This window comes from Flavobacterium potami (genome assembly GCF_020026915.1).
Taxonomy (GTDB): domain Bacteria; phylum Bacteroidota; class Bacteroidia; order Flavobacteriales; family Flavobacteriaceae; genus Flavobacterium; species Flavobacterium potami.
This window is the reverse complement of sequence record NZ_JAINUY010000003.1, coordinates 120,840-147,679: the sequence shown is the minus strand read 5'-3', so window position 1 is coordinate 147,679 and position 26,840 is coordinate 120,840. Positions and strand designations below refer to the sequence as shown.

Genomic DNA, 26,840 nt, shown 5'->3' with positions numbered 1-26,840 from the left:
AAAGAAATTAAACAAATAAAATTTATAACAAATGAAAATTGCAACTATTACAGGCGTTACAAAATCGCCAGAATTACAAGTAACAAAATCAATCGGTGCTTTGATTATTTCAAGTGATTTAGCTTTATCTGCTTTGACAAATGAAAAAATCAGTGTTTACATTGAACGTGGTAACGGTTCGAATGTCATTTTAGCAAACAAAGTATTGCTTAAAGATTTCATTTTAGCAAGTACTTACGGAACTGAAAACACTCAATCTGATGCTGATAATGCGTTAATCGCTTTATGTGAATTGGCAGACGAAGGTTCGATTTATCTTGCTGATAAAGAAAGTATTAAAATTACTTTAGAAGATTTGATTGCTGATAAACATTACGATTTACACGGAATTGAAGAGCCACAACAAACAAACAATTTGTTTTTCTTCGAACAAAAATCTGTAGCATCTGAGGAGTTTAACAAAAAAGTTGACGTTCAGGGATTTGATTTGGCTGTTATGACCGTTGACGATTCAATTAGTGATTTGTCTTACCAATATGCAAATGGTCAAGTGGTAAAATACCTTCCTTTTGAATTGCAAACTTTAAGCCGTGATATTGACCCAATTCAGGCAATCCTTTCCGATGGAAAAGTGGTTCAAGGTTTAACTGATAGATTGACATTGCCTTTAGTGGCTGTTGTTGGTTTAGAGATCAATAAATCACAAGGCTCAATTATTAATTTCGTCGTAAGATGTTTAAAAACGGTGTAAACTATGGGATTCTTTAAAAAAATCGGAACTGCCATTAAGAAAAATGTTTCTTTCAAAAATCTTATCAAAGTCGCTACTCCTATTATGGGTGCTATTCCTTTCGTAGGTGGTACAGTTCAAAACATTTCGCAAAATCTGCAAGATGCTCATGAAGCAAAAAAAGCCAATAATGCTGCGCAAGCTGAATATAACAATCAGTTGGCTTTAGCTACAGCAAGTCAAGCGACTGGTGCTATAGCAAATGCAGGTGCTAATATTTTCGCAAAGTCTGTTGCTACTGGCATAAATGATGGTTTAAGTGCTGGATTTGTAGAGGGAAGCGGTCAAGTTGGTGCAACTGTCGTAACATCAACTATAAAAGTTTGGTTTCAAAGAAATTGGAAAATTGTTATTGGTGCAGTCGCTGGTCTTATAGCATTGATTTGGTTTATAAGACGTGATCGCAATAACACAGGCAAAAGAGTTGCAAAAAGACGATAAGCCTAGGAATTACTATCGAATCTATCTTATAGTATTTCTGATAGATTCGGCAGTAATAATTTTAAAAAAATTGGCTGAATTCATACTATTAATCAAACACATTATAAAGTAATGGCACAAAGTAAAAAAAGTTATGGTTCAAATAATCAGAATTATAACAACAATAATAATAATCAAAAAGTAAAGCATTCAGGTGCAAAAAACACTACTTACACCCCTCTTTCGGGTCCTAATAAAGGTGTAGAACAACATCTGACAACTGGTTGGAGATTGAGCAAAGGAGAATTAATTGCAATAAAATGTGTAACAACTTCTAAATCAAATCTGTCAGACAAAGGTTGGTTTGGTTCTGTTGCTTGTACTTTCACAAACACTAAAACTGGTGTTCAGTCATTTCATTGGGGTACAATGCAAAAAAATGGCGGTAAAGTAGTAATTGACGGGATGGCATTCGTAATCAATCCACGTGCAAAAAACGGAGGTTACGCAGGTACATTTTTACGCTCAAACTAATGTTTAAGGTAATATTAAAATTCCTCCCTCTGATCTTACATGAGGGGGTTGATCTACTCAAAGAGTATTTAGAAAAAAGAAAACAATTAAAACAAAATAAGTCATGAAAAATTTGAAAGGAATTGTTTCGATAATTGGGATTATCGTAAAATATGGTGCGGTTGTAACTGCAATTTTGAAAGGTATTCAGGTTGTGTCTGACGAACTAGGCAAATTAGATTTCGGAAAAGATGAACCGCAAACACCTGCTAAACCTCAAATTGTAGAAGAAAATGAGTAGTTTTTTAGGTCGAAAAGATTTAACAAGAGGTGTTCGAAATAATAATCCGGGCAATTTGGTTCTAACAAATATTGCTTGGCAAGGTAAAATACCAAATGCACAGAATACAGATAAGCACTTTGAGCAATTTACAGAAGTAAAATTTGGTATTCGTGCAATGTTAAGGGATTTAACCAATGACATTGACAAGGGCAAAAATACAGTTAGAAAATTGATAACTGAATATGCGCCACCTTCCGAAAATGATACTCAAAAATATATTGAGGTTATCTCAAAGGCTGTCGGTTTAGACCCTGACCAAACGATCAAAATTGTAGATGCTAAGTTTTACTTGGTTATTGCAAGGGCTATTATTAAACACGAATGTTCTCCTGATCATAATTTAATTTACGATTCAGATATTCAAGATGCTATTGACATTATGGGAGATTATAATCTTTCAGGTGTGACGGTAACGGCTAAAAAGAAGTTCAAATTTAATTATTTGATTATTCCCGTACTGCTTTTTTTTTATACTGTTTACAGCGTTACAGTCTAAACAAACGCAAAAAAAGATAAAAATTATTAATTCAAAATTTAAACAAGATGTTAGATAAAATCAAACTTTTTTACGCAAACAATAAAACTGTTGCAAATGTTGTACTAGTTGCTTTAGCGGGTTTTTTAGCTTATAAATTATTTAAGAAAAAATAATCCATGGCTCAAAGAGAGATAACAAATAGAACAAAGAGCCAAGCCAATACAGTTTGGCTCTTTGACTTTCTGCAAAAATATTGGATTCTTATTACTGGTATAATTGTGTTTTATCCACTATTGAAAAAATGGTATGATAAATTCACACAAGACGCTGAGGAAAAAGAACTCGAAAACGCAGAAAAGGATTTAAGAATTGCAGTATCTAATCCAATGACAAAAGAAATTGAATTGAACAAAATTACATCACGTAAAGAAGTTCATGATATAGCAGAATCTTTAGCAGTTTGGTTGGGTACAAATAAGCAAACAAAAGATGCACCTTGGTTCACTTGGATAACTGAGCCGTTTTCTAATTTCGAAAATGAAAATGAAACAATTAAGGAGTTACTTAAAGTTAAGCAAGGTTCAACTGTGCCATTAGTAATCGGCTGTTATTATGTTATTACAAGACGTGATTTGAAAGCTGATTTGAAAAAATATTTATCAACTTCGGACTTGAAGAAAGTTCCCTTATTTAATTAATTATGAATACAAGACATTACATTCAATATATAGATGAAAGTTATTCTTTAAAAGTTAAGCCTTTAGTTTATGTTGATTATTATTATGACGAACAAAATGATATAAATTATGGTAGTCATTATTTAGTAGAGGGAATTGATGTTCAGTTTTTTATTGTTGGCGTCTTCATTGATAATAAAAGAGTAGATCGTGTAGAGTTTATAGCCATTGACAACTTGTTTATGACTTCGATTATAAATGATTTGGAGATGTCAGACTTAAATGTCATTCCTTTAAATCATTTTTTTGAAGCGAATAAAAAAGTAAGATTTGAATTAACGAATGTCGGTGTAGATGTACCTATAGTTAATGCAATGATTTACGGTGCTATTCCTCGTCATGATGTAGATGTTAAGAGCATGGTGCGTCATCAGGTTGATGTAATGTCTATGCCGAGTGGTGCTACTACTCCTGAATTAATTATTTACAACCGTCCTACTTTGGTTAAAAAAAACTTTATTGGTGGTTCTTTAAGCTCTCGTTACGACAATGTATCTGTTTTTGCTAAGGTTACGATAAGAATATATCTTGATGGCTCTTATGATTTACTTGATAATACAGTGATATCAAATTTAGTTCCTAATAATTATACTACTTTAAATACCGCATCAAGAATAGCATCTGGAAAGTCTTTTCCTTTCTTCAACTTTTTTATTAAACCTGTAGATTTATCAGGAGGTGCTTATGTATTCTCGGATTTTACTCAGTTTGAAATGTTCTTTAACTTAAAAACTAAGGAATTTGCTGTAGTTCATCGTAAATTTAGACTTAACGATTTTGGAACTGAAGTTGAACTTTTTTATAATAATATTATTCAAAATTACAGGGGTAATAACGATAGTGTTACGTTAAAATCTCCTGATGCATTAGTAGAGTTAACTGTTTCCAATGTCTACATTTAATGGCTAATAATACTCCAACTCCCTACAGTTGCACGATTTTTAATAAAGATAAAAGTATAAGACCTATCAAAGTTGAGTTTTGTAAGTCAATATTTTACCTGCATAATTGGTGTAAAAATGTCGGATTTGATTATCACTACATTAATATTTACAATCGTAAAACTGGTAATTATATTTCTCGACAATATTTCAATGATTATATAATAGATAAGCCTTTGTATTAATTTACAAAGGCTTCTTTTTATTACGAGCTATAAGCACTTTCAATTTTCTGCTCAAGATTCATAAGATTATCCAATACAGGAATTTCTTTTCCACAACTTAATCTTATATCTGCTCCTCCAGTTATATTTGATGAAATACATGTTATGTGATTGATGTAAATTATGTATTCAAATGTGTTAAGCTGTTTTGTAGCTTGTTGCAAAAAGTCATTAGGACTATAATTTTTATCTCCTAGATCTAAATTGGTGACAGTTACTCTAATATGCTTCATAATTTTCTTATTTTATTGTTTGCACTAAGGTATAATTATTTATTCTTTTATAGCAATTGACAGAGTGAAATTAAAATTATTGGCACTATATTTGAAAATCTTTAGTAATTATAAACTCACAAAACAAAACCACATGAAAAAAATTACTTTATTACTTTTTGTATTACTGTCATTACCAGTTTTTGCGCAGGATTCAGATATGAAAGTATATCTTGAAAAAACAGATACGGCATCACTTGAACAATATGAGTTGATTAAAAAGGTAAACCTTATTTATCCCGATATCATGATTAGTAAGCAGGTTAAAAATAAATTCAAGAATAATTTTAAAACAAACGAGTTATTATCTTCTGATTTGGTTTATGAAAATACTTCTAAATTTAAATTGTATAATGTTACAATTTTAGATAATCGTTGTTTATCCTATACATTTCTAACTCCGGATGATGTTTTAACTTTTGGAGAGGTAAGAACTTTTGACGGTAATACAGTTCGTACATTATATAGATTGGCTAAAGGAAAATCGTTGATGCAATATTTTATTAATGGTAAATTGATCAATGAAGTAAAAGGATAAATAAATATTGTAAATTGCTGTATCAAATAACTAACTAATACTAACCTTAAAAAATATTTAAATGACAGATCAACAAGCGCAGGATATTATCGAATTATTAGAAGATATAAGTAAGTATACAAGAAATATCATAGATGTAAAAGATAATACTGATTATATAGATAAAGGTCTTCAAAGACTGGAAACTAAATTAGGCTACATTGACGACACATTATCATCGATTAAAGACAAGATAGATGATATTGATTTGTCGGATATAGATAATCGTTTAGGCAGAATAGAATCTATGCTAGAAAACATTAGTAATAGAGATTAATAAATGAACCCCAATAAAACGGGGTTTTTTTATGTCCATATTTTTTTTATATCTTTAGATTTCTTCAAAATAGGGGAAAAAGATCCTGTTAATAAAGTTGTTAACATCTTCTTGGACATACTGCAAATCATACTATAAATTATAGTTCAAATTAATACTATTGTGATTGACGCTCAGTTGATTATATTTTGCAAGGATTTTAAATGCATAACATATTTGTTAGTTTAATTTCTCATTCGAAAATTTTAATTCTAATAAAATCTTCCTAATACAATTTATTTAAAATCAATTCTTTTGGAACCAGATCAGCGCCACCACGTTTTGAGAATTGCATAGCTCCATCATTTGCCATTAAAACTGCACCTGAAGAAACTCCATTTTTATCTTTCAATTTAATTTGAGCCTTATCACCAAGCGGATAAACATATCCGGAAACTTCTAAAATCCCTGTATTTAATTCTTTATGATCGCTTGTAATTTCTGCTGTTCCAAAAATTGCTGAGTTAGATTGTGCTATAGTAATTGTAAAAATGTATTCTTTTTTACAGTCTTTACATTTTTCATTACTCCAGGTTCCTGAGAATCTGTTTTGTGAATAAGATTTTAAAGCAATTAAAAATAGAAGTAAAATGAATTTTTTCATTATTGAGTTTTTTGTTTTCTGAGAATCAAATATAAACTAAAAAAGCACCATAAAATTATGGTGCCTTTTCTAAATTGGTAAAATTTATAATTTTTTCAGATAAACTGATTTTCCATTCAATGAAACATCAATTTGATTCGTTTTTTCATTAAATGTTGTTTTCAATGCATTTCCGTTAAAAATAGTTACATCACCGTGAACATGTCCTGCTTCGGTTGATACATAGTCAAATAAGACTTTTTTATTATCAGGTCCAATTCCAAGTTTGTAGCTTGAAAATTTGGTTCCTCTTAAATCAAACTCTTGTTGTGTGTCAATAATTTTTCCATCTGCATAAAAATTAGTTACAGATTTGCTTAACGTAATGTCTGGGTAATATTGATTTACTTTTTTAAGAAGTTCGTATTGTGCAATACTCGCTTCTTCTTGTTTAGATGTAATTGTTTGAGCAAATGAAATTGATGTGCATAAAACGGCGAATAATAAAAGGTACTTTCTCATGTTTTTAATTTTAAGATTAATAAGTAGTTACGACAAGATTTTGTTTTTCGTAACAGTAATTTAATTTTATAAACTTCCTTAAGTTCTACTACAAGATAAGAAATCTTTACCTTTGCAAAAAATTATAAGCCCTTTTTTAAGAAAATGACAACGAAAAAATATATAAAACTGATCCTTATTTTAGGATCTCTTACTGCTCTTGGTCCTTTTTCAATTGATATGTATTTGCCTGGTTTCTCTGGAATTGCAAAAGATTTAAATACTTCTGTTGCGAAAGTTTCTATGAGTTTATCTAGTTATTTTATCGGAATTTCTGCTGGACAATTACTTTACGGACCATTATTAGATCGTTTTGGTCGCAAAAAACCTTTGTTTATTGGACTTCTAGTCTATATTCTGGCTTCTTTAGGGTGTATTTATGTTGCTGATATAGATGCTTTTATATTCCTTCGCTTTATTCAGGCAATTGGTAGTTGTGCGGCGACTGTGGCTTCTGTAGCAATGGTTCGTGATTTATTTCCTGTGAAAGATATTCCAAAAGTTTTTTCTCTTTTGATGCTTGTTGTTGGACTTTCGCCAATGCTTGCGCCAACTATTGGTGGTTATGTAACAGAAGATTTAGGTTGGCACGCTGTATTTTTTATATTGATGTGTATGGGGATTGTTATTTTGGTTGCCTCGCAAATTGGGCTTCCAGATACCTATAAACCTGATACTACCATTTCTTTAAAACCAAAACCAATTATTAGTAATTTTTTATTGGTTTTAAAAGAACCTCAATTCTATACTTATGCATTTACTGGAGCAATTGCTTTTTCTGGATTGTTTTCTTATGTAGCAGCTTCTCCTCTAGTTTTTATGGATATTTACAAGGTTGATGCCAAAACATATGGATGGATTTTCGCCTTGATGTCAGTAAGTTTTATTGGTTCTAGCCAATTAAATTCGATGTTATTGAAAAGATTTTCAAGTGAACAAATGATTTTTGGAGCATTGATTTCCCAATCCATTATTAGTATTGTTTTTCTATTTTTAGCTTTAAATGATCTTTTAGGCTTGTATGAAACAATCGGAATGTTATTCCTGTTTTTAGCATGTTTAGGAATATCCAATCCTAACACCGCAGGGCTGACATTGGCGCCATTTGCTAAAAATACAGGAAGTGCATCTGCTTTAATGGGAGCTATTCAATTAGGTTTAGGTGCTTTGGCTTCTTTTGCAATTGGAGTTTTTGTAAAAGATTCTGTGGCACCAATGGTTGCCATTATGACTACAACCACAATAACGGCTTTTGTTATTTTAAATATAGGAAAGCGTTTCATTAAAAATAAAGTAGAATTGTCAGATAGTGATGATGTTATGATTGGGCACTAAAAATGGTAAAATTCCAATTTTTTAAATTCCAAATTCCAAAATTGGAATACTTAAATACTAAAAAGCCTAAATCAAAGATTTAGGCTTTTTTATTGGAATTTAATTTTAAAAAATTGGAATTTCTAAAATTAGCTTTGTATCTTTTTATCAGGTCTGATAATCATTCTAAGAGATTGATCTTTTGCGAAATAAGCAACCATCCAGTTCCAGAATGTATTCAATCTGTTTCTATACGTAATCAAAGAAATTAAGTGAATAAACAACCAGATTATCCAAGCAAAGAAGCCTTTAAAATGCCATTTCGGACTTGGTAAATCTACAACGGCTTTTGCTCTTCCGATAATAGCCATAGAACCTTTATCTTTGTAAGCGAAAGGCTTAAGAGGTTTATTCTCTACCATAGCTTTAAAGTTCTTAGCCAGATTTAATCCTTGCTGAATTGCAACCTGAGCAACCTGTGGATGTCCGTCTGGAAAATTTACATCGCCAGCTGTTATGGCAGTATCTCCGATAGCATAAATATTATCAACAGCGTTTACCTTATTATAAGCGTCTGTGGCCATACGTCTGCCTCGTCCATAACTTTCTTTTGGAATTCCTTCAAAGATTTTAGCAGATACTCCGGCAGCCCAAATTAAGTTTATGGTTTTTATGGTTTCTCCATTTTCAAAGACCACGGTATCATCAACATAATCAACAACTTTCGTGTTCAATTTTACTACAACACCTAGTTTAGTTAAGGCTTCTAAAGTATCTTTTTGAGAATCTTTACTCATTGGAGCCAATAAAGCATCGCCTCCATCTACTAAATATACATTACTTGCAGATGTATCTAACTCAGGATATTCTTTTAAAAGAATACTTTTTCTCATTTCGGCAAACATTCCAGAAACCTCTACTCCTGTCGGCCCCCCTCCTGCTACAACAATTGTAAGTAATTTACGTCTTTTACGCATATCTTTGCAAATGGCAGCTTTCTCAAGGTTTTTAAGCAATGTGTTACGCATTACGATGGCATCATTTAAGGTTTTCATCGGAATGGCATTTTTCATTACGTTTTCCATACCAAAATAACTCGTCTCTGCTCCAGTTGCAAAAACAAGATGGTCATACTCTAATTCTCCATTACTCAAAGTAATTTTCTTTTCAGCAGGAGAAACAGATAATAATTCACCTAAACGAAACTGCAGATTTTTTTTACCTGCAAAAAATTTTCTAAAAGGATAACTAATGCTCGATGGTTCTAAAAAAGCTGTAGCAACTTGATATATAAGTGGTGGGAAAAAGTTATAATTATTCTTGTCTACAAGTGTTACTTGTATTTGAGGCTGATTTACAAGCTCTTTTGCTAAATTAAGACCTGCAAATCCACCCCCAATAATGACTATTTTCATATATGTTGTATTAAGTAGGATTATAAAATAATTCCTTATAAATGTACAACTTTAATATACAATGACAAAAGTCATATTATTTACTTTTTGAATTTTTTAACTGTTTTATCAACTATATCGATTTTGTTCTGTAGGACATAACTTGCCATTAATTTTTCGATTAGCTCATCTTTGGTCAAATGATGAAAAACAGTTTTAACTTTAGTTTTTAAATCACTAGAAAGTTCGTGATTTGGTTTTGTTTTGAAGATTTGTTTTGCCCATAAAAGCATATTGTTTTCTTCAAGACTTGCTGCAGTTGGTTTTTTAAATTCTGAAAACTTAATTCCCAATTCTCTTTCAAAATCAGCAATTTCAAAAACTTCTTCTTGTTGTAAAACCGTTAAAGAAAGTCCTTTTGCCCCTGCCCTTGCCGTTCTTCCGCTTCGGTGAACGTAATTTTCGTAAGTATCAGGCAAATGATAATTAATTACGTATGAAATCTCTTTTACATCAATTCCTCTTGCAGCTAAATCGGTTGCAACTAAAATATTGATATGACCTTCACGAAATTGCTCCATAATTCTATCGCGAATTCCTTGTGTCAGACTTCCATGAAGTGCTCCCGAAGAAAACTTATTAATCGCTAGGTTTTTAGCTAATTTATTTACTGCAGCTTTTGTTTTGCAGAAAATAATTCCTCTTTCTCCATCTCTAGAATTTAGGAAATGCATTAGAACTTCAAGCTTTTCGATAGGATCAACTACAATATATTCATGATCAATACCTTCGTTGCCAACAGTTTCCATACTGGCACTTATTTGAACTACATTTTTGTTCAAATAATTCTGAATCAATTGTTTGATTGTTCCTGGAAGTGTCGCAGAAAATAATAAAGTGCGGTGTTTTTTGGGTAATTCTGCTATAATTTCGTCTAGACTTTCTTTAAGAATAGCAACCATTTCGTCGGCTTCATCCAAAACTAGATATTCGGTTTGTTTTAAGTCAATTGCTTTACGCTGAATCAAATCGATTAAACGACCTGGAGTTGCTACAACAATCTGCGCACCTTCCTTTAATCTTTCTATCTGTGGTTTTATTGGAGTTCCTCCACAAATTGAAGCTATAGAAATATTTGGAATATGTTTTGAAAAGTCTTCAAGATTTCTAAAAATCTGTTGTCCTAATTCTCTTGTTGGAACAAGAATAACGGCTTGAACTGCATTAGAATCTGATTTTACTAATTGTAGCAAAGGCAATCCGAAAGCAGCAGTTTTACCCGTTCCTGTTTTTGCTAGACCAACAATATCATGAGTTTCGCTCAAAAATAACGGAATTACTTTTTGTTGTATTTCTGTTGGTTCAACAATATTTAAATCGCTTAAAGATTTTAATATTGGAGCAGAAATTCCTAATGTTGAGAATGATTTAGACATAACTTTTGTTTTTTTTGTTTAAAGTTTAAGGTTTCAAGTTACACGGAAACTTAATAAGATTGAAAGGAGAAATTTCATTAACTAAAATGCCATTTCTCCTTTTTATTATTTATATAATGTTTTAGATTCCAACAACGTGAAACATGAAACCTGAAACAAATAAAACTAAATTAATCAATCCGGTTCGTTCATGATTTTCTCACGATATTTTTTACCAATTAATAATGTTAATCTTTGTTTATAATCATCAACAAGCCATTCGCGGTAGTTTTTACTACATTGACTCAGACATTTAGAATAACGCTTAATACGATCTTCAATATCATCATCCAATTCTTTTGCTAACATTTTAGCTTCCTGTAGCGTTTCTGTATTATCTACGCACATTGCAGCATGTTGTTCTAGAGATTTATCCAAAACTACTTTTGAACGTAAATTTTGTTTGATAATTAATTTGTGTTCTTCATCTACATCAAAACTTACATCGGCTGTTTTACTGAATTTTGCTCTTAATTCAGGAGGCATACTGTATTTGAAAAACATTTCAATTTCCTGATCATCTCGAAGATTTTCAAGATAAAATTCAGGTGATTTAAATATGTGCTGCCAGTTTACAGGATCGCTCCATAAACCGAAACGCGCAGCATTGTTTCCTAAATCAATAACAGTAAATTCATCTTTTCCTGGCAGTTTACGAGAACCACGACCAATCATTTGGAAATATAAAGTCAATGATTTTGTTGCTCTGTTCAAGATAATAGTTTCAACCGTCGGCTCGTCAAAACCAGTTGTTAGAATTCCTACAGAAGTCAAAATTGCATCTGGAGTTTTTTTGAACCATTGCAAAATATCTTTACGTTCTTCAGAACTACTTGTATTGTCAAGGTGTCTGATGTCGTAACCTGCTTCTCTAAAAGTTTCATACACATATAATGAAGTATGAATACCATTATTGAAAATCAATGTTTTTTTACCTAATGAACGTTCTGTGTATGCATGCAAAAGTTTCTCCTGCATCAAAGTATTCGTATATAAATCATCTGATGATTTTACGGTATAATCACCATTGATGCCTACTTTTAGAGAAGTCAAACCAACATCATAACTGTATGTGGTTGCTTTTGCCAAGAAACCTTTGTCGATTAATGATCCAATTGTATCTCCTACAATCAGTTCATTGTAACTTTGGTGCATTGGTAATTTTATATTTGAACTCAAAGGTGTTGCTGTTACTCCAAGAATAAAAGCATTTTTGAATGAGTTTAATAATTTTCTAAATGAATTATAGTGTGCCTCATCAATAATGACCAAACCGATATTATCTAGATGAAGTTTTTCATCGTTAATACGATTTTTTAAAGTTTCGACCATTGCCACAAAACAAGAAAAATCATTCTGATCTGGCAGTTCTTTTACTTTACTATTGATTATTTTGTTGGTCACTCCGAAACCTGTAAGCATTTTTGAAGTTTGCTTACAAAGTTCAATACGGTGCGTTAGTACCACAACTTTTTTGTCATTATTAGATAAATAACGACGAACGATTTCAGAAAATATTACTGTTTTTCCACCTCCGGTAGGAAGTTGATACAATAAATGATGTTTTGGAGGAGCATTGTCTAAACGGTCAAAAATGGCGTCAATATCGCCTTTTTGGTATGCATAAAGTTCTTTCTTCTCTTCTCTTTGTATTTCTAAAGTGTTTTGAGACATTGTTTATTTTTGGATTTTTGCAAAAATACACCGAAAAAACAGTTATTCATCTTATTTTAACCTAAAATAAATGTTTTTTTTAAATAAAGATTTTATATGGGAAGTGGTTTTAAAGGTCAATTTTGTCTAAAATTGTCTCAAAATCGTACTTATTTTTCCATTTTTGTTGCATAGTTTCTTCTAAAATGCCATTTATTCGTAATTTAAAATCATTAAAAATTCCATTTGAGATGATAAAATTAACAGCTTGTTCAAACGAATTAAAGATACTTTTGTAAAATAATTCTTGCTTGATGAAATTTTGCGAAGAAAACGTTTGCGCAATTTCAATGTTGTAAAGCATAATATCTGCTACAACATAAGAATCGACACCAAGCATCATGAAATGTTTTATTAGTTTTTGAGCAACCGATCGACGCATTTTGGCTTTAGGACGCCATTTTGCTCCAGGTTTTTTGATCGGAAAATATTCATGCGAGATTTTGACCTTGGCATCTTGTAGTAATTTGTCTTCTTTTGGGTTAAAAACAAAGTCGTAATAGACTTTTACTGGAGCAAATTTCTCATACAATTCTATTAATTGTTCTTCTAGTTGCTCTTTGGTTAATTCTCCTAAATATTTTTTTAAATCTCTTTTACTCATACAGTAAAGATAATTTTCAATTTTTTAAATTCCAAATTCCAATTTTGACGATATGGAACTGATTTAAATTTGAGTTTTTAAATTCTGAAATCAATCTAGAATCCTTAATTTTGCTGGCATAAAACTTAAAATATATATACATGCTCAAGATTTTCAAAGTTACTGCCATTTTAGAGGGAATCTCTTATTTAGTATTGTTTGCTAATATGTTGATTATCAAAAACAATAATCCTGAACTTTATCATACCTTATTACGTCCTTTAGGAATGACACATGGTGTTTTATTTATCGGATATATTATTTTAGCATTTTTATTGAAAAAATCCATGAATTGGGATTTAAAAACCTTCGGAATTATTCTTATTGCTTCTCTAATTCCATTTGGAACTTTCTACATAGAGAAAAAATATTTAGCAAATGCATAAGCTTTTGGAGAAAATATTTAATTTTTTATATCCTACTTTTAGAGATTGGGGAATGAGCCGCAATGTTGCGTCTTATACCAGTTTGATCTTTAATATTGCTATTTTAATAGCATTGGCTTACGTAATTTATTATGTGGCCAAATTTATTTTAGTCACTTTGACTGCCATTTTTGCACAGCGTACGAAAACAAAGTTTGACGATTATTTAATTCAAAACAAAACCACTAGATATACGGCTTATTTAATTCCGTTTTTCTTTATTTACAAAGCGGTTCCCGTTATTTTAGACAAATACGAATATTGGGAGTCGATGTTCGGAAAAATAGTGGGTATTTATATTGTACTGCTTGGATTGTGGATCGTTAGAACAATTTTTAATTCGTTACGCGATTATTTAAAACAAAAACCGGAATACAGCGATAAACCAATCGATAGTTTTGTTCAGGTTATCATGATCATTCTTTGGATTTTTGGTGTTGCAATGATTATTTCAACTTTGTTCGGAATCAAAAGAGGTGAATTATTAACCATTTTAGGAACACTTTCGGCCATTATTATCTTGATTTTTAGAGATACAATTCTTGGATTCGTTTCGAGTGTTCAGGTTGCCATAAACGATATGGTTCGTATTGGCGACTGGATTACAATGGATAAATTCGGAGCCGACGGAGATGTAATCGAAATCAATTTGACGACTGTAAAAGTTCGAAATTTTGACAACACGATTACTACCATTCCAACATATGCTTTAAGTTCCGATTCTTTTCAGAACTGGCGCGGAATGCAGAAATCGGATGGAAGACGTATTAAAAGACATGTTTTAATTAAAAGTAGCACCATTCGTTTTTTGAATGATGAAGATTTGCATCAACTACGAAAAGTACAATTGATTACTTCTTATATTGATGGCCGTCAAGCGGAAATCGAAAAATACAATGATCTGAGAGGAATTGATAAAACACTTTCACTAAATGGTCGAAATATGACCAATTTAGGATTGTTTAGAAAATACATCATGCAGTATCTAAACGATCATCCAGGGTTGAACAAAAATATGCATATTATGTGTAGACAATTACAGTCGACCGCACATGGAGTTCCGTTAGAAATTTATGTTTTTTCAAGCGATAAACGCTGGGCAAACTACGAATATATAATGTCTGATATTTTCGATCACGTTATGGCTTCTGTAAGATATTTTGATCTTGAAATTTTTGAATTGCCCTCAACGTTGAATTGATTTTTTTGTTTCAGGTTTCAGGTTTCAAGTTTAACTGCAAAGCACGCTAAGATTTACGCAAAGTTCGCAAAGTTTTTTGGACAAAGCTTTGCGAACTTTGCGTTTTTACTGAGTTTTACCTAGTCAAAAACCTTGCGTACTTTGCGGTTGAACACACAAGCCATTTCAACCTGAAACCTGAAACCTGAAACCTGAAACCTGAAACAAACCCTTACTCCTTCTCTATTCTCTCAAAAGTAAATTCTGGATTTTTATAATCAATTGGAACTTCTGGAACATAGCATGGAAGATTGAAATAGGTTCCGATTACTCCTTTTCCTAAAAAAAGCTTTTTGTCTTTCTTTAAAAGTGCCAGAGGGACTCTTTTCCAGTTTCCGCCGAAAGAGATATAGTGATAATCTCCTCTAAGTGTGTCTCCTTTTAAATCTCCTCTAACATCGCCAGAATCTTTTCCGGTTCCATAATGATAGATTTCATATCTTCCATAAAAACGTTTATCGTTGATATGAATGTCTAAAACTGCTGTATCTTTTTTATTTACAGCACGATACAGTTCACGATTGTATTTATCCTTATCTTCTTTAGAATTGCAGGAGATAAATAATAAGCAGAAAAACAGAAATAATCGCATATTTTATTTTTATAAAAACAAAAATAGGTTTTACTGTGGGATTATTTAGTTAACTTTAAATAAAACTTAAAACAAATACCATGGAAGATAGAGACACTTTTTTAAAAGAATTCAGAGGCGAAACTTTAGGAACCGTAAGTGCTCAATCTTCACCAGATGAGTTATTCCAAAACCAAACGATCAGACCAATTTTGAAGCTGCAAAACGATTTATTTATTGCCGTTTTTGTTAATTATATCAATAAAAACAAACGGGATTTTTATTCTTATTCAGTTGAAAAGAAATTGCAGGCAATTGAAAATTCCATTCAAAAAGATATCAAGTTTCGAAATTCACTAAAAGGCATCGTTATGGGACTTTTTACAATTGATGAGTATGATACTTACATTCAAAACTCGTCTAATTTAAATAAACGAATGATGAATTTGTTGATCGAAAGATTGAAAAGTCAAGTGCAGCTTTTTGAAGTAGAGGCTAAATAAAGATTCTAAGTTGCTAAGATTCTAAGGTTATAAGATTTTCTTAGAATATAATAAAGAAAAAGGATGAGTTTTACTCATCCTTTTTTATGTTTAGTAAGTTTTTTAAACTTAGTATTTTAGTAATTCTAATAAAACCTCCTCAAACCTATTTCTCGGTAAAAACTGATCTTCCAAAGCTTTTGTAAACGGAATTGGAGAATCTAAACTTGCCACACGTTTTACAGGAGCGTCCAGATATTCAAAGCAATTTTCCATAATTAAAGCCGAAATATCACTTGCAATTCCGCCAAATAAAGTATCTTCTTGATAGATTATGGCTTTACCTGTTTTCTTAACCGATTCAAATATCGTTTCTTTATCTAAAGGCTGTAAAGTTCTTAAATCAATTAAGTCAGCATCGATTTCTGGATGTTTTGCTAAAGTTTCTAAAGCCCAATGAACAGGTGCGCCAAACGAAATAATCGTTACAGATTTTCCTTCTTTTACCAAAGCGGCTTTACCTAAAGGTATAGTGTAGTACTCCTTTGGAACTTCTTGATAAATACTTCTGTACAATAATTTGTGTTCGAAGAATAAAACCGGATTTGGATCATTTATAGATGTATTCAAAAGTCCTTTTGCATCATAAGGAAATGCTGGGTAAACCACTTTTAAACCTGGTGTTTTAGTAAACCAAGCTTCATTTGTTTGCGAATGAAATGGTCCAGCCTGAGTTCCGCCGCCGCAAGGCATTCTTACGACAACATCGGCTTTTTCTCCCCAACGATAATGCGATTTAGCTAAAAGATTTACTATTGGGTTAAATCCAGTTGAAACAAAATCAGCAAATTGCATTTCTACAATGGCTTTATAACCGTTTATAGACAATCCCATTCCGGTCGAAACAATGGCGCTTTCGCAAATCGGTGTGTTTCTAACACGATCTTTTCCGAAGAATTCTACAAAACCATCTGTAATTTTAAATGCTCCGCCATATTCTGCAATATCTTGTCCCATTAAAACCAGATTTCGGTGCTTTTGCATTGATTCATTTAAACCGTTTCTAATAGCATCAATAAAACGGATGTTTTCAGTTTCTGCTTCGGTGTTAAATTCTTCATATTGATAAGGTTTATAGACGTCATCTAATTCTCCACTGTAAGTTGGTTCAATTTCCGGTTCGGCATTTGCCATAGCCCAATTTTCGTCGATTTCTTGTTTGATTTCAGCACGAAATTGCTCATCTAATTCTTCAGAAAGAATTTCGTTTTCTAATAAGTATTTTTTATAATTCGCTACAGGATCTCGCAATTCCCATTGATCCATTAAATCTTGCGGAACGTATTTTGTACCACTCGCCTCTTCGTGCCCGCGCATTCGGAATGTTTTAAATTCCAATAAAATAGGACGAGGGTTCTCTTTCATTTCTTCTTTTAGTTGAGAAAGTTTGTTGTAAACTTCTACAATATTATTTCCGTCAATGATCCAACTTTCAATTCCGTAACCTATTCCTTTGTCTGCAAGGTTTTCACAAGCATATTGTTCGTTGGTTGGCGTTGAAAGTCCGTAGCCATTATTTTCTATAATAAACATTACAGGAAGTTTCCAAACAGCAGCAATATTCAAAGCTTCGTGAAAATCTCCTTCGCTTGTAGCGCCTTCTCCTGTAAAAACAGCTGTGATTTTTTTATTGTCCTGAAGTTTATTCGCTAAGGCAATTCCGTCGGCAATTCCTAACTGAGGACCTAAATGCGAAATCATTCCAATAATATTGTATTCTTGTGTTCCAAAGTGAAAACTTCTGTCGCGACCTTTAGTAAAGCCATTTGCTTTACCTTGCCATTGCGAAAACAAACGATGCAACGGAATTTCTCTTGTTGTAAAAACACCTAAATTTCGGTGCATTGGAAGAATGTATTCAGATTGATCTAAAACAGCAGTAACTCCAACAGCAATTGCTTCTTGTCCGATTCCAGAAAACCATTTGGAGACTTTTCCTTGACGAATCAAGATCAGCATCTTTTCTTCGATTAAGCGCGGTTTTAGTAATTTTTTATATAAGTCTATTAATTGATCGTCGGTTAGGTTTTGTCGGTAAAAAATCATGTAAATTTTAGTTTTTTAGTGTTTCAAATATAACAATTTGAGTTAATTTTATTGAATTCTCAAATGTTTTTTTAATCCAAAACCTACTTTTAATCGCCTAGCTTGAGATTATTTTCTAAAATATTCTCTACCTTTGTTAGCGAAAGGTGCTTATGACACCTTTTTTCTTTAAATATAAAATGTAAAGTATGCAAAACATTCCTAGTGTAGACTTACGTGATTTCCTTTCGGACAACCCGGAACGTAAACAAAAATTTGTAAATGAAATCGGCAGTGCATTTGAAAACATTGGCTTCGTAGCCTTAAAAGGTCATTTCCTTGATGATCAGTTGGTAGACGAACTTTATGGTGAAATTAGAAACTTTTTCGCCTTGCCATTAGAAACTAAGCATAAATATGAAATTCCTGGAATCGGCGGACAAAGAGGTTATGTTTCTTTTGGAAAAGAACATGCTAAAGGACGCAAAGAAGGAGATTTAAAAGAATTCTGGCATTTTGGTCAATACGTTGACAAGGATTCTAGATGGGCTTCAGAATATCCAGATAATGTTGAAGTGACTGAATTGCCACGTTTTAATGTAGTTGGTAAAGAAGCGTATCAAAAATTAGAGAAAACTGGAGTTTATGTTTTAAGAGCTTTGGCTTTACATTTAGGTTTAGATGAGTTTTATTTTGATGAATATGCAAAAGAAGGAAACTCTATTTTAAGACCAATTCATTACCCTCCTATTACTTCTGAGCCTGAAAACGCTATTCGTGCGGCTGCTCATGGAGACATCAACTTGATTACATTGTTGATGGGAGCTCAAGGTAAAGGATTGCAAGTTCAAAATCATAATGGAGACTGGATTGATGCCATTGCTCAGGATGATGAATTAGTAATCAATGTAGGAGATATGTTATCTCGTCATACAAACAATAAATTAAAATCGACGATTCATCAAGTGGTAAATCCGCCAAGAGAATTGTGGGGAACTTCACGTTATTCAATTCCGTTTTTTATGCATCCTGTAAGTGATATGCGTTTAGACTGTCTTGAAAATTGTATAGATGAAGAAAATCCGAAAAAATATGAAGATATTTCTGCTGGAGAGTTCTTACACGAACGTTTAGTAGAGCTAGGTTTAATTAAAAAATAAACTTTAGTAAATTCCAAAATTAAAATTCCAAATTCCAGGTTTTTCTTGGGGTTTGGAATTTAATTTTTAAATATCTTTATGCTTGGAATTTATTTTTAAGAATTAAAAAAAAATATGGACTTTAAAGATCAATTAAAGAATTTATTTCCCGATCATGTGGAATCAAACGAACCTGAACAAGTTGAAGAGCAAGAACACGTTCTGTATGTTCAGAAAGAACCAATGATCTGCAAATTTGAAAAACGAAAAGGGAAACCAACCACTATTATCGAAGGTTATGAAGGATCTGATGAAGACTTTAAAGTTTTAGCCAAAGAAATAAAAACCAAATTGAGCGTGGGAGGAACTTTTAAAGATGATTCGATTATCATTCAAGGAGATTATCGCGATAAAATTATGGCCATCTTAAAAGAAAAAGGATTTAAAACCAAACGTGTTGGAGGATAAATAATTTGTTTAAAGTTTCATGTTTAAAGTTTCATGTTTAAAGTTTCATGTTTAAAGTTTCATGTTTAAAGTTTCAAGTTTCAAGTTATCTAGAGCAACCTGAAACCTGAAACCTGAAACAAAAAAACAAAAAAACAAAAAAACTCAGAACCTTAGTCCCTTTGCCTCTTTGAACCTTAAAAAGAAAAAAAAAATGATACAATCATCAGAATTGATATTAAACCCGGATGGAAGCGTTTACCATTTAAACCTTCGTCCTGAACATATTGCACACGACATTATTTTTGTTGGTGACCAGAACAGAGTAGAAAAAATAACACAATTTTTCGATTCGATTGAATATTCTACTCAAAAGAGAGAATTTAAAACACAAACCGGAATTTATAAAGGGAAAAGAATTTCTGTAATTTCTACAGGAATTGGTCCTGATAATATTGATATTGTTATTAATGAATTAGATGCACTAGTCAATATTGATTTAAAAACCAGAGAAATAAAAGAAGAGTTAACGTCATTAAACATTATTAGAATTGGAACTTCTGGTTCTTTGCAAGAAGATATTCCTGTCGACAGTTTTGTAATGTCTAAATTTGGATTAGGATTGGACAATATGCTTCGCTCCTATCTAATTGACGATGTTTCGAATGTTGAACTTGAAGATGCATTTGTAAAACATACTAATTGGGATCCGAAAAAAGGAAAACCATATGTAACACAATGTTCTGAAAAGCTAGAGAAAGTCATAGAATCGGACAGAATATTTAAAGGAATTACAGCAACTGCTGGAGGTTTTTATGGTCCGCAGGGAAGGGTTTTACGTTTGAATATTCAAGATGAAGAATTGAATAATAAAATGGATAATTTTATTTTTAATGAAACTAAAATTACTAACTTAGAAATGGAAACTGCTGCAATTTATGGACTTTCTGCACTTTTAGGACATAATGCATTATCATTGAATGCCATTATTGCTAATCGTGCTTCTGGAACTTTCAGTGAAGACCCATATAAAGCTGTAGATGAATTGATTACTTATACGCTAAATAAGCTTGCAAGTAATTAATTTTGTACATTAAAATGGGGCATTTATTTAATTATTTCTTTTTAGGAATTGGCGGTTTATTCCGATGGAGTTTCTTTCAATTGCTAAATGTAGCAATTGAAGAAAAATATGTCAAAGATTTAGAGTATTATCTGAATCAGAAAGACAAGAATGTAGATAAAAATGGCTTCACAACCGCTCAAAAGAATTTTCTTATAGGAATATTTATTTTTGTAGCTCTTATATTTTTAATTAAAAAAATAGAAAGCTAATTTTAAGCGAACACAATTTAATAATGGAACAAGAAACGCATAAAAAAATATTATTTAAATACTATAGTGATTATCTAGACGAAGTAGTATCTGAAACCATGTGGGCAGAAATTATTGATTTAGAAAAAGGTCTTTTTAAATTGGACAACATTCCTTTTTTTGGACCTTTAATTGCTACTGATGACCTTTTTTACGCAGAATTTGATGAAACGGAAGAAAAATTCATGCATAGAAAGACGATTCAAAACTCTGGTAATTCGATTGTTCAGATTGCTATTTTAGAAAAAGGTTTTGACAAGGAAATTATTCGCGAAAAATTAAAGGCAATTAATTGTTTGTCGGAAGCATTGAACGAAACCTTTTTTGCGGCAGAAATTGGAAAAGATGTAGATTATTCTTTGGTAAGAAGCCTGTTGAACGAATATGAATCACAGGAAATTATCGAATTTGCAGAACCTTGTCTTTCTGAAAAACATCGAACAGATTTATTAAAAAATTAAACTAACCAAACTCAATAATACGCATACCAAGCAAGCAACTTAACTTAAACTTAAAATAAATGAAAACTGTCAAAATTGCGGGTGTTCCTGAACACTTCAATTTGCCATGGCATCTATGCATTGAAAATGGCGAATTTGAAGAAGAGGGCATCGACTTACAATGGACAAATGTTCCCGAAGGAACCGGGAAGATGTGTCAAATGCTTCGCGACGGCGAAACAGATTTAGCGGTAATTTTAACTGAAGGAATTCTGAAAGATATCTCGGCAGGCAATCCGAGTAAAATTGTTCAGATTTACGTACAGTCACCTTTAATCTGGGGAATTCACGTTGCAGCAAAATCTGATTTTCAAACCTTAAAAGACCTTAAAAACAAAAAAGTCGCAATTTCTAGAGTTGGTTCTGGATCGCAATTGATGGCTTATGTAAACGCAAACGAGCAAGGTTGGAAAATGGATGATTTGGAGTTCGAAATCGTAAATACGATTGATGGCGCTGTAGATGCTTTAACCAATGAAAAAGCAGATTACTTTATGTGGGAACGTTTTATGACCAAACCACTTGTTGACAAAGGTGTTTTTAGACGTATTGACGACTGCCCTACTCCTTGGCCATCATTTATAATTGCTGTTCGTGAAGAATTTCTAAAAAAGAATGGCAAGGTAGTTGAGAAAATCCTTGAAATTATCAATAATACAACCACAGATTTTAAGGAAATTCCGGAAATAGACAAAAAATTATCCAAACTTTTTAATCAAAAAGCGGAGGATATAAAAGAGTGGCTAAAATTAACACAATGGTCACAAAAGAATTTAACCGAAAAGTCTTTTAATAAAATTCAAAATCAGTTATTTGATCTGGGAATTATTGATAAAAAAAGTATTTTTGTAGAAACCGTAAAAGCACTGTAATCCTGCTTTTTGATTCGTATGATGAAATTCCCTAAAATTGACTTACCGTATTTAAAATCCAAGCTTCAGGTGAAATCACCTTGGGACAGGATTATTATAATGCTTTTGAGTCTTTTTATTACCATTCCGATTTTCATCATACTGCATCAAAATTTGATAGACCTGGAATGGGCTTTCAATCTGGATCGAGTATTTATCTTTATTTTCGTTTTTGCAGCCCTATTTTTTCTTCTGATGTACCTCAGAACAATTATTATTTTGTGTGTTGCAGTTTATTTATTGGTTTTATTTTACGGAACAGTTATTGGAAATTATGGTTTCAGCGAAATTTCTGAAGATTATAATTCGATGATTTATACCATGTCAGACAATCCATATCCACAAGATATTATTGTCGCCAAACTACTTCCATTTCCAAATAAATCTAAAATTATAAATGCAATAGAATATCAAAATCCGAGAGTTCGAAATTTTGCTATCATGGCAACTTCAAAACATTTTAAAGGAATTAGAGGTTACTCAGATTATCGTACTATTATTCAGTGTTTTGCTGTTTTTAAAGAAATAAACAGCAGATGGAATTATGTTAACGATCCAAAAGAAGGTGATTATATCGCAACCGCCAGCGAATCTTTAGATTATTTCTCTGGCGATTGTGATGATCATTCTATTTTAATGGCTGCCGCAGTTCGTGCAATTGGAGGTACTCCTAGGCTTATTCATACTAAAGGACATATTTACCCGGAGATTTTAATTGGTTCTATGATTGATTTGGAAAAAGTCAATTATTTGATTAAAAATGTTCTTTTTGTCAAGGAAAGTTATGGTAAAAAGATACATTACCACATAGACGAACGCGGACAAGTCTGGATGAATCTAGATTATACGGCAACTTATCCTGGAGGTCCGTTTATGTATGAGGAAATTTTGGGAGCTTTGACTCTTAATTAAGGTACCTCAGAAAGCTTATCAAACTAATCTATACCATTTTTTGAGTTTATTTATAAGTGTCTGGTTTTCAGATTAAGCACCGAAAACAAAGGTTTTCCGTATTAAAAGCATTTGAATTTTAGAAGAAAAAAAAATATTTATAAATATTTGATTACGAATATTTTAATGTTGTTTTTTTTTGTAACTTTTTCCTGTTTAACTTTTAATCACAAAATCATGAAAAACTCAAAATTATTTACCCTCGTAATTGCAATTGCTGTCGTATTAATGGTTTCATGTCACAATAAAAGAAACAAGCTAGTGAATTCTTGGAAAGTTTCAGCAGTTGAAGCAAAATCGCCAATGTCTGATTCTACAAAGAATGCAATTTTAACTAACGGAACGCTTACTTTTACAGCAGACGGACACGTTACGGGATATTTGCTTCGAGAAATTACAGAAGGAACTTACGCTTTAACCAAAAATGGAACAAGTTTGGTTATTAAAGATGAAGTTGGAACGCCTTATCCTTGTGTAAGCACAATTACTGGGGATAAATTAATTTTGGATGCTAAAGAAGCTAAAATCACGTTTGATAAAATTTAAATAAAGCATAAAGCTTAAATTCATACAAAAAACCATTCTTTAAGTCGTAAAGAATGGTTTTTTGATTTTTCAAACTAAAATAAATACCTTTGTAGACTTCAAATAAATATAGCAATATGTGAAAAATAATTTCTTTCGGAAAATTTAGTAAGTAACCACAAATTAGTGGTCGCTTGATTATGTATCTACTAAAAGAAAGGAATTATGCTTATTCTTCAAAATATCTCATATCAGCATGAGAATAAAGACATGCTGTTTCAAAACCTGAGTTTTACGCTCAACAATCACGATAAAATTGCATTGGTCGGAAATAATGGTGTTGGAAAATCTACATTATTAAAAATTATTGCAGGTAAATTAAACGCTTTTTCAGGTCAAATACATCAAAAAACGAAAGCTTATTTTGTTCCGCAATTATTTGGTCAGTTTAATGATTTGACGGTTTCAGAAGCTTTAAATATAAAAGATAAAATCAATTCACTTAAAGAAATACTTGAAGGTGTTGTTACCGAAGAAAATCTTTTGTTATTAGATGATGACTGGACTATTGAGGAGCGTTGCAACGAAGCTTTGTCCTATTGGAATCTCCCCGATTTAGATCTAAATCAGAAAATGGAATCGCTGAGCGGTGGTCAAAAAACAAAAGTCTTTTTGGCCGGAATTATTATTCATCAGCCTGAATTAGTTTTGCTGGATGAACCAAGTAACCATTTGGATTTTGAGGGAAGATCTTTGTTGTACAATTTTATCAAATCTACAGCTAGCTCCTTATTAATAGTCAGTCATGACCGAACGCTCCTCAATATTCTAAACAAGACTTTTGAAATGAATTCAGATGGAGTTTCCGTTTACGGAGGAAATTATGATTTTTACAGAGAGCAGAAAAAAGTTGAAAACAATGCTTTAGATCTAGATGTTCAAAATAAAGAAAAAGCACTCAGAAAAGCCAAAGAAAAAGAACGCGAAACAATGGAACGTCAGAATAAATTAGACTCACGCGGAAAAAAGAAACAAGAAAAATCGGGTGTTGCCAGAATTATGATGAATACACTTCGAAATAATGCCGAAAATAGCAGTTCTAAATTAAAAGATGTCCACGCGGAGAAAATTAGCGGAATTTCGGAAGATTTACGTCAATTGAGAGCTAATCTCCCTATGATAGATCAGATGAAATTTGGATTTTATAATACTTCATTTCACAAAGGGAAATTACTTTTTAAAGCGAATGAAATTAATCATAATTATGACAATGAGTTGCTTTGGAAAGAAAATCTAAGTTTTGAAATTCTTTCGGGTGACCGATTGGCTTTAAAAGGCTTAAATGGTTCTGGAAAAACTACTTTGATTAAAATTATTCTAGGCAAATTTCTTCCGAAAAAAGGAAATATTACTTCATTAGAAAAAAAATCAATTTATATCGATCAAGATTATGCTTTGCTTGATAATCATCTAAAAATTTATGAGCAGGCACAACTTTTTAACGATTGTGGTTTAGAAGAACATGATATTAAAATGAGATTAAACCGTTTTCTTTTTACCCAAAATGATTGGGATAAATTTTGCAGCGATCTGAGCGGCGGAGAAAGAATGCGTTTAATGTTGTGTTGTTTAACTATTAGTAATGAATCGCCTGAAATTATCATTTTAGACGAGCCCACAAATAATTTAGACATTCAGAATATTGAGATCCTAACAGCTGCTATTAATGAGTATAATGGAACTTTGATTGTTGTTTCTCACGACCAATCTTTTTTGGAACAAATAAATGTAGAAAAGACTATTCAGCTTTAAAATTTAAAAAAATTAGCACCAAGATTATCTAGGTGCTAATTTTTCTATTTCATTACAAATTAAATCCGGTTCTTGAAGTGTAATATAATGTCCGCTTTTTTCTGCAAAAACTTGTTTGCTTTTAGAAGATAATTGCAGTAAATCTTTTTGCAAAACATTATGAATTGACAAATATTGATTTTCTATATTTTTGTTCTTTGCTCCTTCTACTCCATTCGGATATTTGGCCGTAATAACAGTAAGTGGAATTGCTCCAAAACTGCTGATTTTAGAAGCTTCGTGCATTAATTTTTCATCATTATCCAATTCCGATAACATTCCATCCAGAATGCGGTAAAAATAATGCTTAACATGTTTGTTAAACCAGTGTTCTTTTGGAACAGCGCTAGTGAAAGCTGTTGTGCTATACAAAACTCTGATTATTCCAATTTCATTTAAAAAATTCAAAACAAAACTTGGTGGCGGCTGAACCGATTTTTTTAATTCTTCAGAAGATTTTTCGAATTGTTTTGGATGTGTAACATCAATAAATACAATTCCCGCAATGTTGTTTTTATTTTCTTCTATAAACAATCTCGGAGTGATTCCACCAAAAGAATGCCCTACTAAAATATAAGGTTTGGGACAATTTGTCTTTTCTAATACCTGTTTGAGATCATCTGCATATCTTCTTAATGAAATTTCCTTTGAAGGAGCACTCCATAATATTCCAGCTTTATCGTAAGAGATTGTAGTGAAGTTTTGAGAAAGTTTCTTTTGAATATGTTTCCAGTGTAAATAATCTCCACCCAAACCAGATTCGAAAACTATAGTACAAGGGCCGTTTCCTTCTTTTTTAAAATGAATTTTTCTTTTATCAATTTCCACGAATTCTGATTTATCTGGACGTTTGCTATCGTAAAAGAATCGGGAAATGCGCTCAAATAAAAAACCAATTGCTATTAAAATTATGAGGCTAACTAAAAATACTTTGAAAGCCTTGATGAGTTTTTTTATCATTTTTAAATCGATTTAAAAAGTTCTTTCAGGTTTATTTATCTTCAAAAATAATTTATTATTAAAGTAAAAACAAAACTATTTATAA

The 26,840-nt window shown here is 31.8% G+C and carries 32 protein-coding genes; 22 read left to right on the top strand and 10 right to left on the bottom strand.

The genetic code is table 11. The features are described 5' to 3' along the window. Nucleotides 1–31: 31 nt before the first annotated feature. From K6T82_RS10240 to K6T82_RS10210, 7 genes are all read left to right on the top strand, one after another. Nucleotides 32–751, top strand: coding sequence for a hypothetical protein (locus tag K6T82_RS10240; protein ID WP_223705840.1), 720 nt, complete (start codon nucleotides 32–34; stop codon nucleotides 749–751). A 3-nt stretch (nucleotides 752–754) separates the two neighbouring features. Beyond that, on the top strand, nucleotides 755–1,231 hold the full coding sequence (locus tag K6T82_RS10235; protein ID WP_223705839.1) for a hypothetical protein: 477 nt from the start codon (nucleotides 755–757) through the stop codon (nucleotides 1,229–1,231). Between the two features lie 111 nt (nucleotides 1,232–1,342). Then, on the top strand, nucleotides 1,343–1,744 hold the full coding sequence (locus tag K6T82_RS10230) for a hypothetical protein (protein ID WP_223705838.1): 402 nt from the start codon (nucleotides 1,343–1,345) through the stop codon (nucleotides 1,742–1,744). Nucleotides 1,745–1,847: 103 nt separating this feature from the next. Then, complete coding sequence (locus K6T82_RS10225) at nucleotides 1,848–2,024, top strand: hypothetical protein (protein WP_223705837.1); 177 nt, start codon at nucleotides 1,848–1,850, stop codon at nucleotides 2,022–2,024. Beyond that, complete coding sequence (locus K6T82_RS10220) at nucleotides 2,017–2,562, top strand: hypothetical protein (protein WP_223705836.1); 546 nt, start codon at nucleotides 2,017–2,019, stop codon at nucleotides 2,560–2,562. Before K6T82_RS10225 ends, K6T82_RS10220 begins: the two co-directional genes overlap by 8 nt. Before the next feature lie 158 nt (nucleotides 2,563–2,720). After that, nucleotides 2,721–3,242: a hypothetical protein gene (locus tag K6T82_RS10215; protein ID WP_223705835.1), complete on the top strand. Its 522-nt coding sequence runs from the start codon at nucleotides 2,721–2,723 to the stop codon at nucleotides 3,240–3,242. A 2-nt stretch (nucleotides 3,243–3,244) separates the two neighbouring features. Then, nucleotides 3,245–4,183 (top strand): hypothetical protein, encoded by a 939-nt coding sequence (locus K6T82_RS10210; RefSeq protein ID WP_223705834.1) that lies wholly within the window; start codon nucleotides 3,245–3,247, stop codon nucleotides 4,181–4,183. A gap of 244 nt (nucleotides 4,184–4,427) precedes the next feature. Here K6T82_RS10210 and K6T82_RS10205 read toward each other — a convergent pair whose 3' ends face one another. Beyond that, nucleotides 4,428–4,679: a hypothetical protein gene (locus tag K6T82_RS10205; RefSeq protein WP_223705833.1), complete on the bottom strand. Its 252-nt coding sequence runs from the start codon at nucleotides 4,677–4,679 to the stop codon at nucleotides 4,428–4,430. A 133-nt stretch (nucleotides 4,680–4,812) separates the two neighbouring features. Here K6T82_RS10205 and K6T82_RS10200 point away from each other — a divergent pair, with 133 nt between their 5' ends. Together K6T82_RS10200 and K6T82_RS10195 are read left to right on the top strand one after the other, a co-directional pair. Next, nucleotides 4,813–5,256 (top strand): hypothetical protein, encoded by a 444-nt coding sequence (locus K6T82_RS10200; RefSeq protein ID WP_223705832.1) that lies wholly within the window; start codon nucleotides 4,813–4,815, stop codon nucleotides 5,254–5,256. 61 nt (nucleotides 5,257–5,317) lie between these two features. Next, nucleotides 5,318–5,572 (top strand): hypothetical protein, encoded by a 255-nt coding sequence (locus K6T82_RS10195; RefSeq protein ID WP_223705831.1) that lies wholly within the window; start codon nucleotides 5,318–5,320, stop codon nucleotides 5,570–5,572. A gap of 265 nt (nucleotides 5,573–5,837) precedes the next feature. Here K6T82_RS10195 and K6T82_RS10190 read toward each other — a convergent pair whose 3' ends face one another. Continuing rightward, nucleotides 5,838–6,215 carry a hypothetical protein gene (locus K6T82_RS10190; protein ID WP_223705830.1) on the bottom strand — a complete coding sequence of 126 codons (378 nt, stop codon included), beginning with the start codon at nucleotides 6,213–6,215 and terminating at the stop codon, nucleotides 5,838–5,840. A gap of 84 nt (nucleotides 6,216–6,299) precedes the next feature. Next, nucleotides 6,300–6,716, bottom strand: a complete 417-nt coding sequence (locus K6T82_RS10185; protein ID WP_223705829.1) for a hypothetical protein — start codon at nucleotides 6,714–6,716, stop codon at nucleotides 6,300–6,302. Between the two features lie 144 nt (nucleotides 6,717–6,860). Between K6T82_RS10185 and K6T82_RS10180 the strand changes: the two genes are divergently transcribed. Beyond that, nucleotides 6,861–8,090 carry a multidrug effflux MFS transporter gene (locus K6T82_RS10180; RefSeq protein ID WP_223705828.1) on the top strand — a complete coding sequence of 410 codons (1,230 nt, stop codon included), beginning with the start codon at nucleotides 6,861–6,863 and terminating at the stop codon, nucleotides 8,088–8,090. Nucleotides 8,091–8,218: 128 nt separating this feature from the next. Here the strand turns inward: K6T82_RS10180 and K6T82_RS10175 are convergent, their stop codons facing one another. The 4 genes from K6T82_RS10175 to K6T82_RS10160 form a co-directional block, all read right to left on the bottom strand. Next, nucleotides 8,219–9,484 carry an NAD(P)/FAD-dependent oxidoreductase gene (locus tag K6T82_RS10175; RefSeq protein ID WP_223705827.1) on the bottom strand — a complete coding sequence of 422 codons (1,266 nt, stop codon included), beginning with the start codon at nucleotides 9,482–9,484 and terminating at the stop codon, nucleotides 8,219–8,221. 80 nt (nucleotides 9,485–9,564) lie between these two features. After that, nucleotides 9,565–10,899 (bottom strand): DEAD/DEAH box helicase, encoded by a 1,335-nt coding sequence (locus K6T82_RS10170; protein WP_223705826.1) that lies wholly within the window; start codon nucleotides 10,897–10,899, stop codon nucleotides 9,565–9,567. 174 nt (nucleotides 10,900–11,073) lie between these two features. Next, nucleotides 11,074–12,612 (bottom strand): DEAD/DEAH box helicase, encoded by a 1,539-nt coding sequence (locus K6T82_RS10165; RefSeq protein WP_223705825.1) that lies wholly within the window; start codon nucleotides 12,610–12,612, stop codon nucleotides 11,074–11,076. Between the two features lie 109 nt (nucleotides 12,613–12,721). Then, a complete protein-coding gene (locus tag K6T82_RS10160; RefSeq protein ID WP_223705824.1) occupies nucleotides 12,722–13,255 on the bottom strand; it encodes a DUF6155 family protein in 534 nt (177 codons plus the stop codon). Nucleotides 13,256–13,395: 140 nt separating this feature from the next. Between K6T82_RS10160 and K6T82_RS10155 the strand changes: the two genes are divergently transcribed. Both K6T82_RS10155 and K6T82_RS10150 read left to right on the top strand, forming a co-directional pair. Continuing rightward, entirely contained in the window at nucleotides 13,396–13,680 is a 285-nt protein-coding gene (locus tag K6T82_RS10155; RefSeq protein ID WP_223705823.1) for a DUF3817 domain-containing protein, read from the top strand. Then, nucleotides 13,673–14,920, top strand: a complete 1,248-nt coding sequence (locus tag K6T82_RS10150; RefSeq protein WP_223705822.1) for a mechanosensitive ion channel family protein — start codon at nucleotides 13,673–13,675, stop codon at nucleotides 14,918–14,920. The genes K6T82_RS10155 and K6T82_RS10150 overlap by 8 nt, the downstream gene beginning before the upstream one ends. 211 nt (nucleotides 14,921–15,131) lie before the next feature. On the opposite strand, the gene K6T82_RS10145 is transcribed toward K6T82_RS10150, so the two are convergent. Further along, complete coding sequence (locus K6T82_RS10145) at nucleotides 15,132–15,551, bottom strand: hypothetical protein (RefSeq protein WP_223705821.1); 420 nt, start codon at nucleotides 15,549–15,551, stop codon at nucleotides 15,132–15,134. A gap of 80 nt (nucleotides 15,552–15,631) precedes the next feature. Between K6T82_RS10145 and K6T82_RS10140 the strand changes: the two genes are divergently transcribed. Next, nucleotides 15,632–16,033: a glyoxalase gene (locus K6T82_RS10140; protein ID WP_223705820.1), complete on the top strand. Its 402-nt coding sequence runs from the start codon at nucleotides 15,632–15,634 to the stop codon at nucleotides 16,031–16,033. 108 nt (nucleotides 16,034–16,141) lie between these two features. On the opposite strand, the gene K6T82_RS10135 is transcribed toward K6T82_RS10140, so the two are convergent. Further along, on the bottom strand, nucleotides 16,142–18,118 hold the full coding sequence (locus K6T82_RS10135; RefSeq protein WP_223705819.1) for an alpha-ketoacid dehydrogenase subunit alpha/beta: 1,977 nt from the start codon (nucleotides 18,116–18,118) through the stop codon (nucleotides 16,142–16,144). 188 nt (nucleotides 18,119–18,306) lie between these two features. Here K6T82_RS10135 and K6T82_RS10130 point away from each other — a divergent pair, with 188 nt between their 5' ends. From K6T82_RS10130 to abc-f, 9 genes are all read left to right on the top strand, one after another. Next, nucleotides 18,307–19,257 carry an isopenicillin N synthase family dioxygenase gene (locus K6T82_RS10130; RefSeq protein WP_223705818.1) on the top strand — a complete coding sequence of 317 codons (951 nt, stop codon included), beginning with the start codon at nucleotides 18,307–18,309 and terminating at the stop codon, nucleotides 19,255–19,257. A gap of 114 nt (nucleotides 19,258–19,371) precedes the next feature. Further along, nucleotides 19,372–19,704 carry a translation initiation factor gene (locus K6T82_RS10125; protein WP_223705817.1) on the top strand — a complete coding sequence of 111 codons (333 nt, stop codon included), beginning with the start codon at nucleotides 19,372–19,374 and terminating at the stop codon, nucleotides 19,702–19,704. 193 nt (nucleotides 19,705–19,897) lie between these two features. Next, nucleotides 19,898–20,767: a nucleoside phosphorylase gene (locus tag K6T82_RS10120; protein ID WP_223705816.1), complete on the top strand. Its 870-nt coding sequence runs from the start codon at nucleotides 19,898–19,900 to the stop codon at nucleotides 20,765–20,767. 14 nt (nucleotides 20,768–20,781) lie between these two features. Beyond that, on the top strand, nucleotides 20,782–21,018 hold the full coding sequence (locus K6T82_RS10115) for a hypothetical protein (protein WP_223705815.1): 237 nt from the start codon (nucleotides 20,782–20,784) through the stop codon (nucleotides 21,016–21,018). 23 nt (nucleotides 21,019–21,041) lie between these two features. Then, nucleotides 21,042–21,518, top strand: coding sequence for a DUF4265 domain-containing protein (locus K6T82_RS10110; protein ID WP_223705814.1), 477 nt, complete (start codon nucleotides 21,042–21,044; stop codon nucleotides 21,516–21,518). A gap of 59 nt (nucleotides 21,519–21,577) precedes the next feature. Next, nucleotides 21,578–22,429, top strand: coding sequence for a substrate-binding domain-containing protein (locus K6T82_RS10105; RefSeq protein WP_223705813.1), 852 nt, complete (start codon nucleotides 21,578–21,580; stop codon nucleotides 22,427–22,429). Between the two features lie 18 nt (nucleotides 22,430–22,447). Continuing rightward, a complete protein-coding gene (locus K6T82_RS10100) occupies nucleotides 22,448–23,380 on the top strand; it encodes a transglutaminase-like domain-containing protein (RefSeq protein ID WP_223705812.1) in 933 nt (310 codons plus the stop codon). A 216-nt stretch (nucleotides 23,381–23,596) separates the two neighbouring features. Next, the gene (locus K6T82_RS10095; RefSeq protein WP_223705811.1) at nucleotides 23,597–23,965 is read left to right on the top strand and encodes a hypothetical protein; all 369 of its coding nucleotides are present in this window, start codon (nucleotides 23,597–23,599) and stop codon (nucleotides 23,963–23,965) included. A 204-nt stretch (nucleotides 23,966–24,169) separates the two neighbouring features. Beyond that, nucleotides 24,170–25,756 (top strand): ribosomal protection-like ABC-F family protein, encoded by a 1,587-nt coding sequence (gene abc-f, locus K6T82_RS10090; RefSeq protein ID WP_223705810.1) that lies wholly within the window; start codon nucleotides 24,170–24,172, stop codon nucleotides 25,754–25,756. Nucleotides 25,757–25,780: 24 nt separating this feature from the next. Here the strand turns inward: abc-f and K6T82_RS10085 are convergent, their stop codons facing one another. Then, nucleotides 25,781–26,755, bottom strand: a complete 975-nt coding sequence (locus K6T82_RS10085; protein WP_223705809.1) for an alpha/beta fold hydrolase — start codon at nucleotides 26,753–26,755, stop codon at nucleotides 25,781–25,783. Between the last annotated feature and the right edge of the window lie 85 nt (nucleotides 26,756–26,840).

Coding starts and splice junctions, on each gene's coding strand:
- K6T82_RS10240 (WP_223705840.1), top strand. CDS start 32: ATGAAAATTGCAACTATTACAGGCGTTACAAAATCGCCAGAATTACAA.
- K6T82_RS10235 (WP_223705839.1), top strand. CDS start 755: ATGGGATTCTTTAAAAAAATCGGAACTGCCATTAAGAAAAATGTTTCT.
- K6T82_RS10230 (WP_223705838.1), top strand. CDS start 1,343: ATGGCACAAAGTAAAAAAAGTTATGGTTCAAATAATCAGAATTATAAC.
- K6T82_RS10225 (WP_223705837.1), top strand. CDS start 1,848: ATGAAAAATTTGAAAGGAATTGTTTCGATAATTGGGATTATCGTAAAA.
- K6T82_RS10220 (WP_223705836.1), top strand. CDS start 2,017: ATGAGTAGTTTTTTAGGTCGAAAAGATTTAACAAGAGGTGTTCGAAAT.
- K6T82_RS10215 (WP_223705835.1), top strand. CDS start 2,721: ATGGCTCAAAGAGAGATAACAAATAGAACAAAGAGCCAAGCCAATACA.
- K6T82_RS10210 (WP_223705834.1), top strand. CDS start 3,245: ATGAATACAAGACATTACATTCAATATATAGATGAAAGTTATTCTTTA.
- K6T82_RS10205 (WP_223705833.1), bottom strand. CDS start 4,679: ATGAAGCATATTAGAGTAACTGTCACCAATTTAGATCTAGGAGATAAA.
- K6T82_RS10200 (WP_223705832.1), top strand. CDS start 4,813: ATGAAAAAAATTACTTTATTACTTTTTGTATTACTGTCATTACCAGTT.
- K6T82_RS10195 (WP_223705831.1), top strand. CDS start 5,318: ATGACAGATCAACAAGCGCAGGATATTATCGAATTATTAGAAGATATA.
- K6T82_RS10190 (WP_223705830.1), bottom strand. CDS start 6,215: ATGAAAAAATTCATTTTACTTCTATTTTTAATTGCTTTAAAATCTTAT.
- K6T82_RS10185 (WP_223705829.1), bottom strand. CDS start 6,716: ATGAGAAAGTACCTTTTATTATTCGCCGTTTTATGCACATCAATTTCA.
- K6T82_RS10180 (WP_223705828.1), top strand. CDS start 6,861: ATGACAACGAAAAAATATATAAAACTGATCCTTATTTTAGGATCTCTT.
- K6T82_RS10175 (WP_223705827.1), bottom strand. CDS start 9,484: ATGAAAATAGTCATTATTGGGGGTGGATTTGCAGGTCTTAATTTAGCA.
- K6T82_RS10170 (WP_223705826.1), bottom strand. CDS start 10,899: ATGTCTAAATCATTCTCAACATTAGGAATTTCTGCTCCAATATTAAAA.
- K6T82_RS10165 (WP_223705825.1), bottom strand. CDS start 12,612: ATGTCTCAAAACACTTTAGAAATACAAAGAGAAGAGAAGAAAGAACTT.
- K6T82_RS10160 (WP_223705824.1), bottom strand. CDS start 13,255: ATGAGTAAAAGAGATTTAAAAAAATATTTAGGAGAATTAACCAAAGAG.
- K6T82_RS10155 (WP_223705823.1), top strand. CDS start 13,396: ATGCTCAAGATTTTCAAAGTTACTGCCATTTTAGAGGGAATCTCTTAT.
- K6T82_RS10150 (WP_223705822.1), top strand. CDS start 13,673: ATGCATAAGCTTTTGGAGAAAATATTTAATTTTTTATATCCTACTTTT.
- K6T82_RS10145 (WP_223705821.1), bottom strand. CDS start 15,551: ATGCGATTATTTCTGTTTTTCTGCTTATTATTTATCTCCTGCAATTCT.
- K6T82_RS10140 (WP_223705820.1), top strand. CDS start 15,632: ATGGAAGATAGAGACACTTTTTTAAAAGAATTCAGAGGCGAAACTTTA.
- K6T82_RS10135 (WP_223705819.1), bottom strand. CDS start 18,118: ATGATTTTTTACCGACAAAACCTAACCGACGATCAATTAATAGACTTA.
- K6T82_RS10130 (WP_223705818.1), top strand. CDS start 18,307: ATGCAAAACATTCCTAGTGTAGACTTACGTGATTTCCTTTCGGACAAC.
- K6T82_RS10125 (WP_223705817.1), top strand. CDS start 19,372: ATGGACTTTAAAGATCAATTAAAGAATTTATTTCCCGATCATGTGGAA.
- K6T82_RS10120 (WP_223705816.1), top strand. CDS start 19,898: ATGATACAATCATCAGAATTGATATTAAACCCGGATGGAAGCGTTTAC.
- K6T82_RS10115 (WP_223705815.1), top strand. CDS start 20,782: ATGGGGCATTTATTTAATTATTTCTTTTTAGGAATTGGCGGTTTATTC.
- K6T82_RS10110 (WP_223705814.1), top strand. CDS start 21,042: ATGGAACAAGAAACGCATAAAAAAATATTATTTAAATACTATAGTGAT.
- K6T82_RS10105 (WP_223705813.1), top strand. CDS start 21,578: ATGAAAACTGTCAAAATTGCGGGTGTTCCTGAACACTTCAATTTGCCA.
- K6T82_RS10100 (WP_223705812.1), top strand. CDS start 22,448: ATGATGAAATTCCCTAAAATTGACTTACCGTATTTAAAATCCAAGCTT.
- K6T82_RS10095 (WP_223705811.1), top strand. CDS start 23,597: ATGAAAAACTCAAAATTATTTACCCTCGTAATTGCAATTGCTGTCGTA.
- abc-f (WP_223705810.1), top strand. CDS start 24,170: ATGCTTATTCTTCAAAATATCTCATATCAGCATGAGAATAAAGACATG.
- K6T82_RS10085 (WP_223705809.1), bottom strand. CDS start 26,755: ATGATAAAAAAACTCATCAAGGCTTTCAAAGTATTTTTAGTTAGCCTC.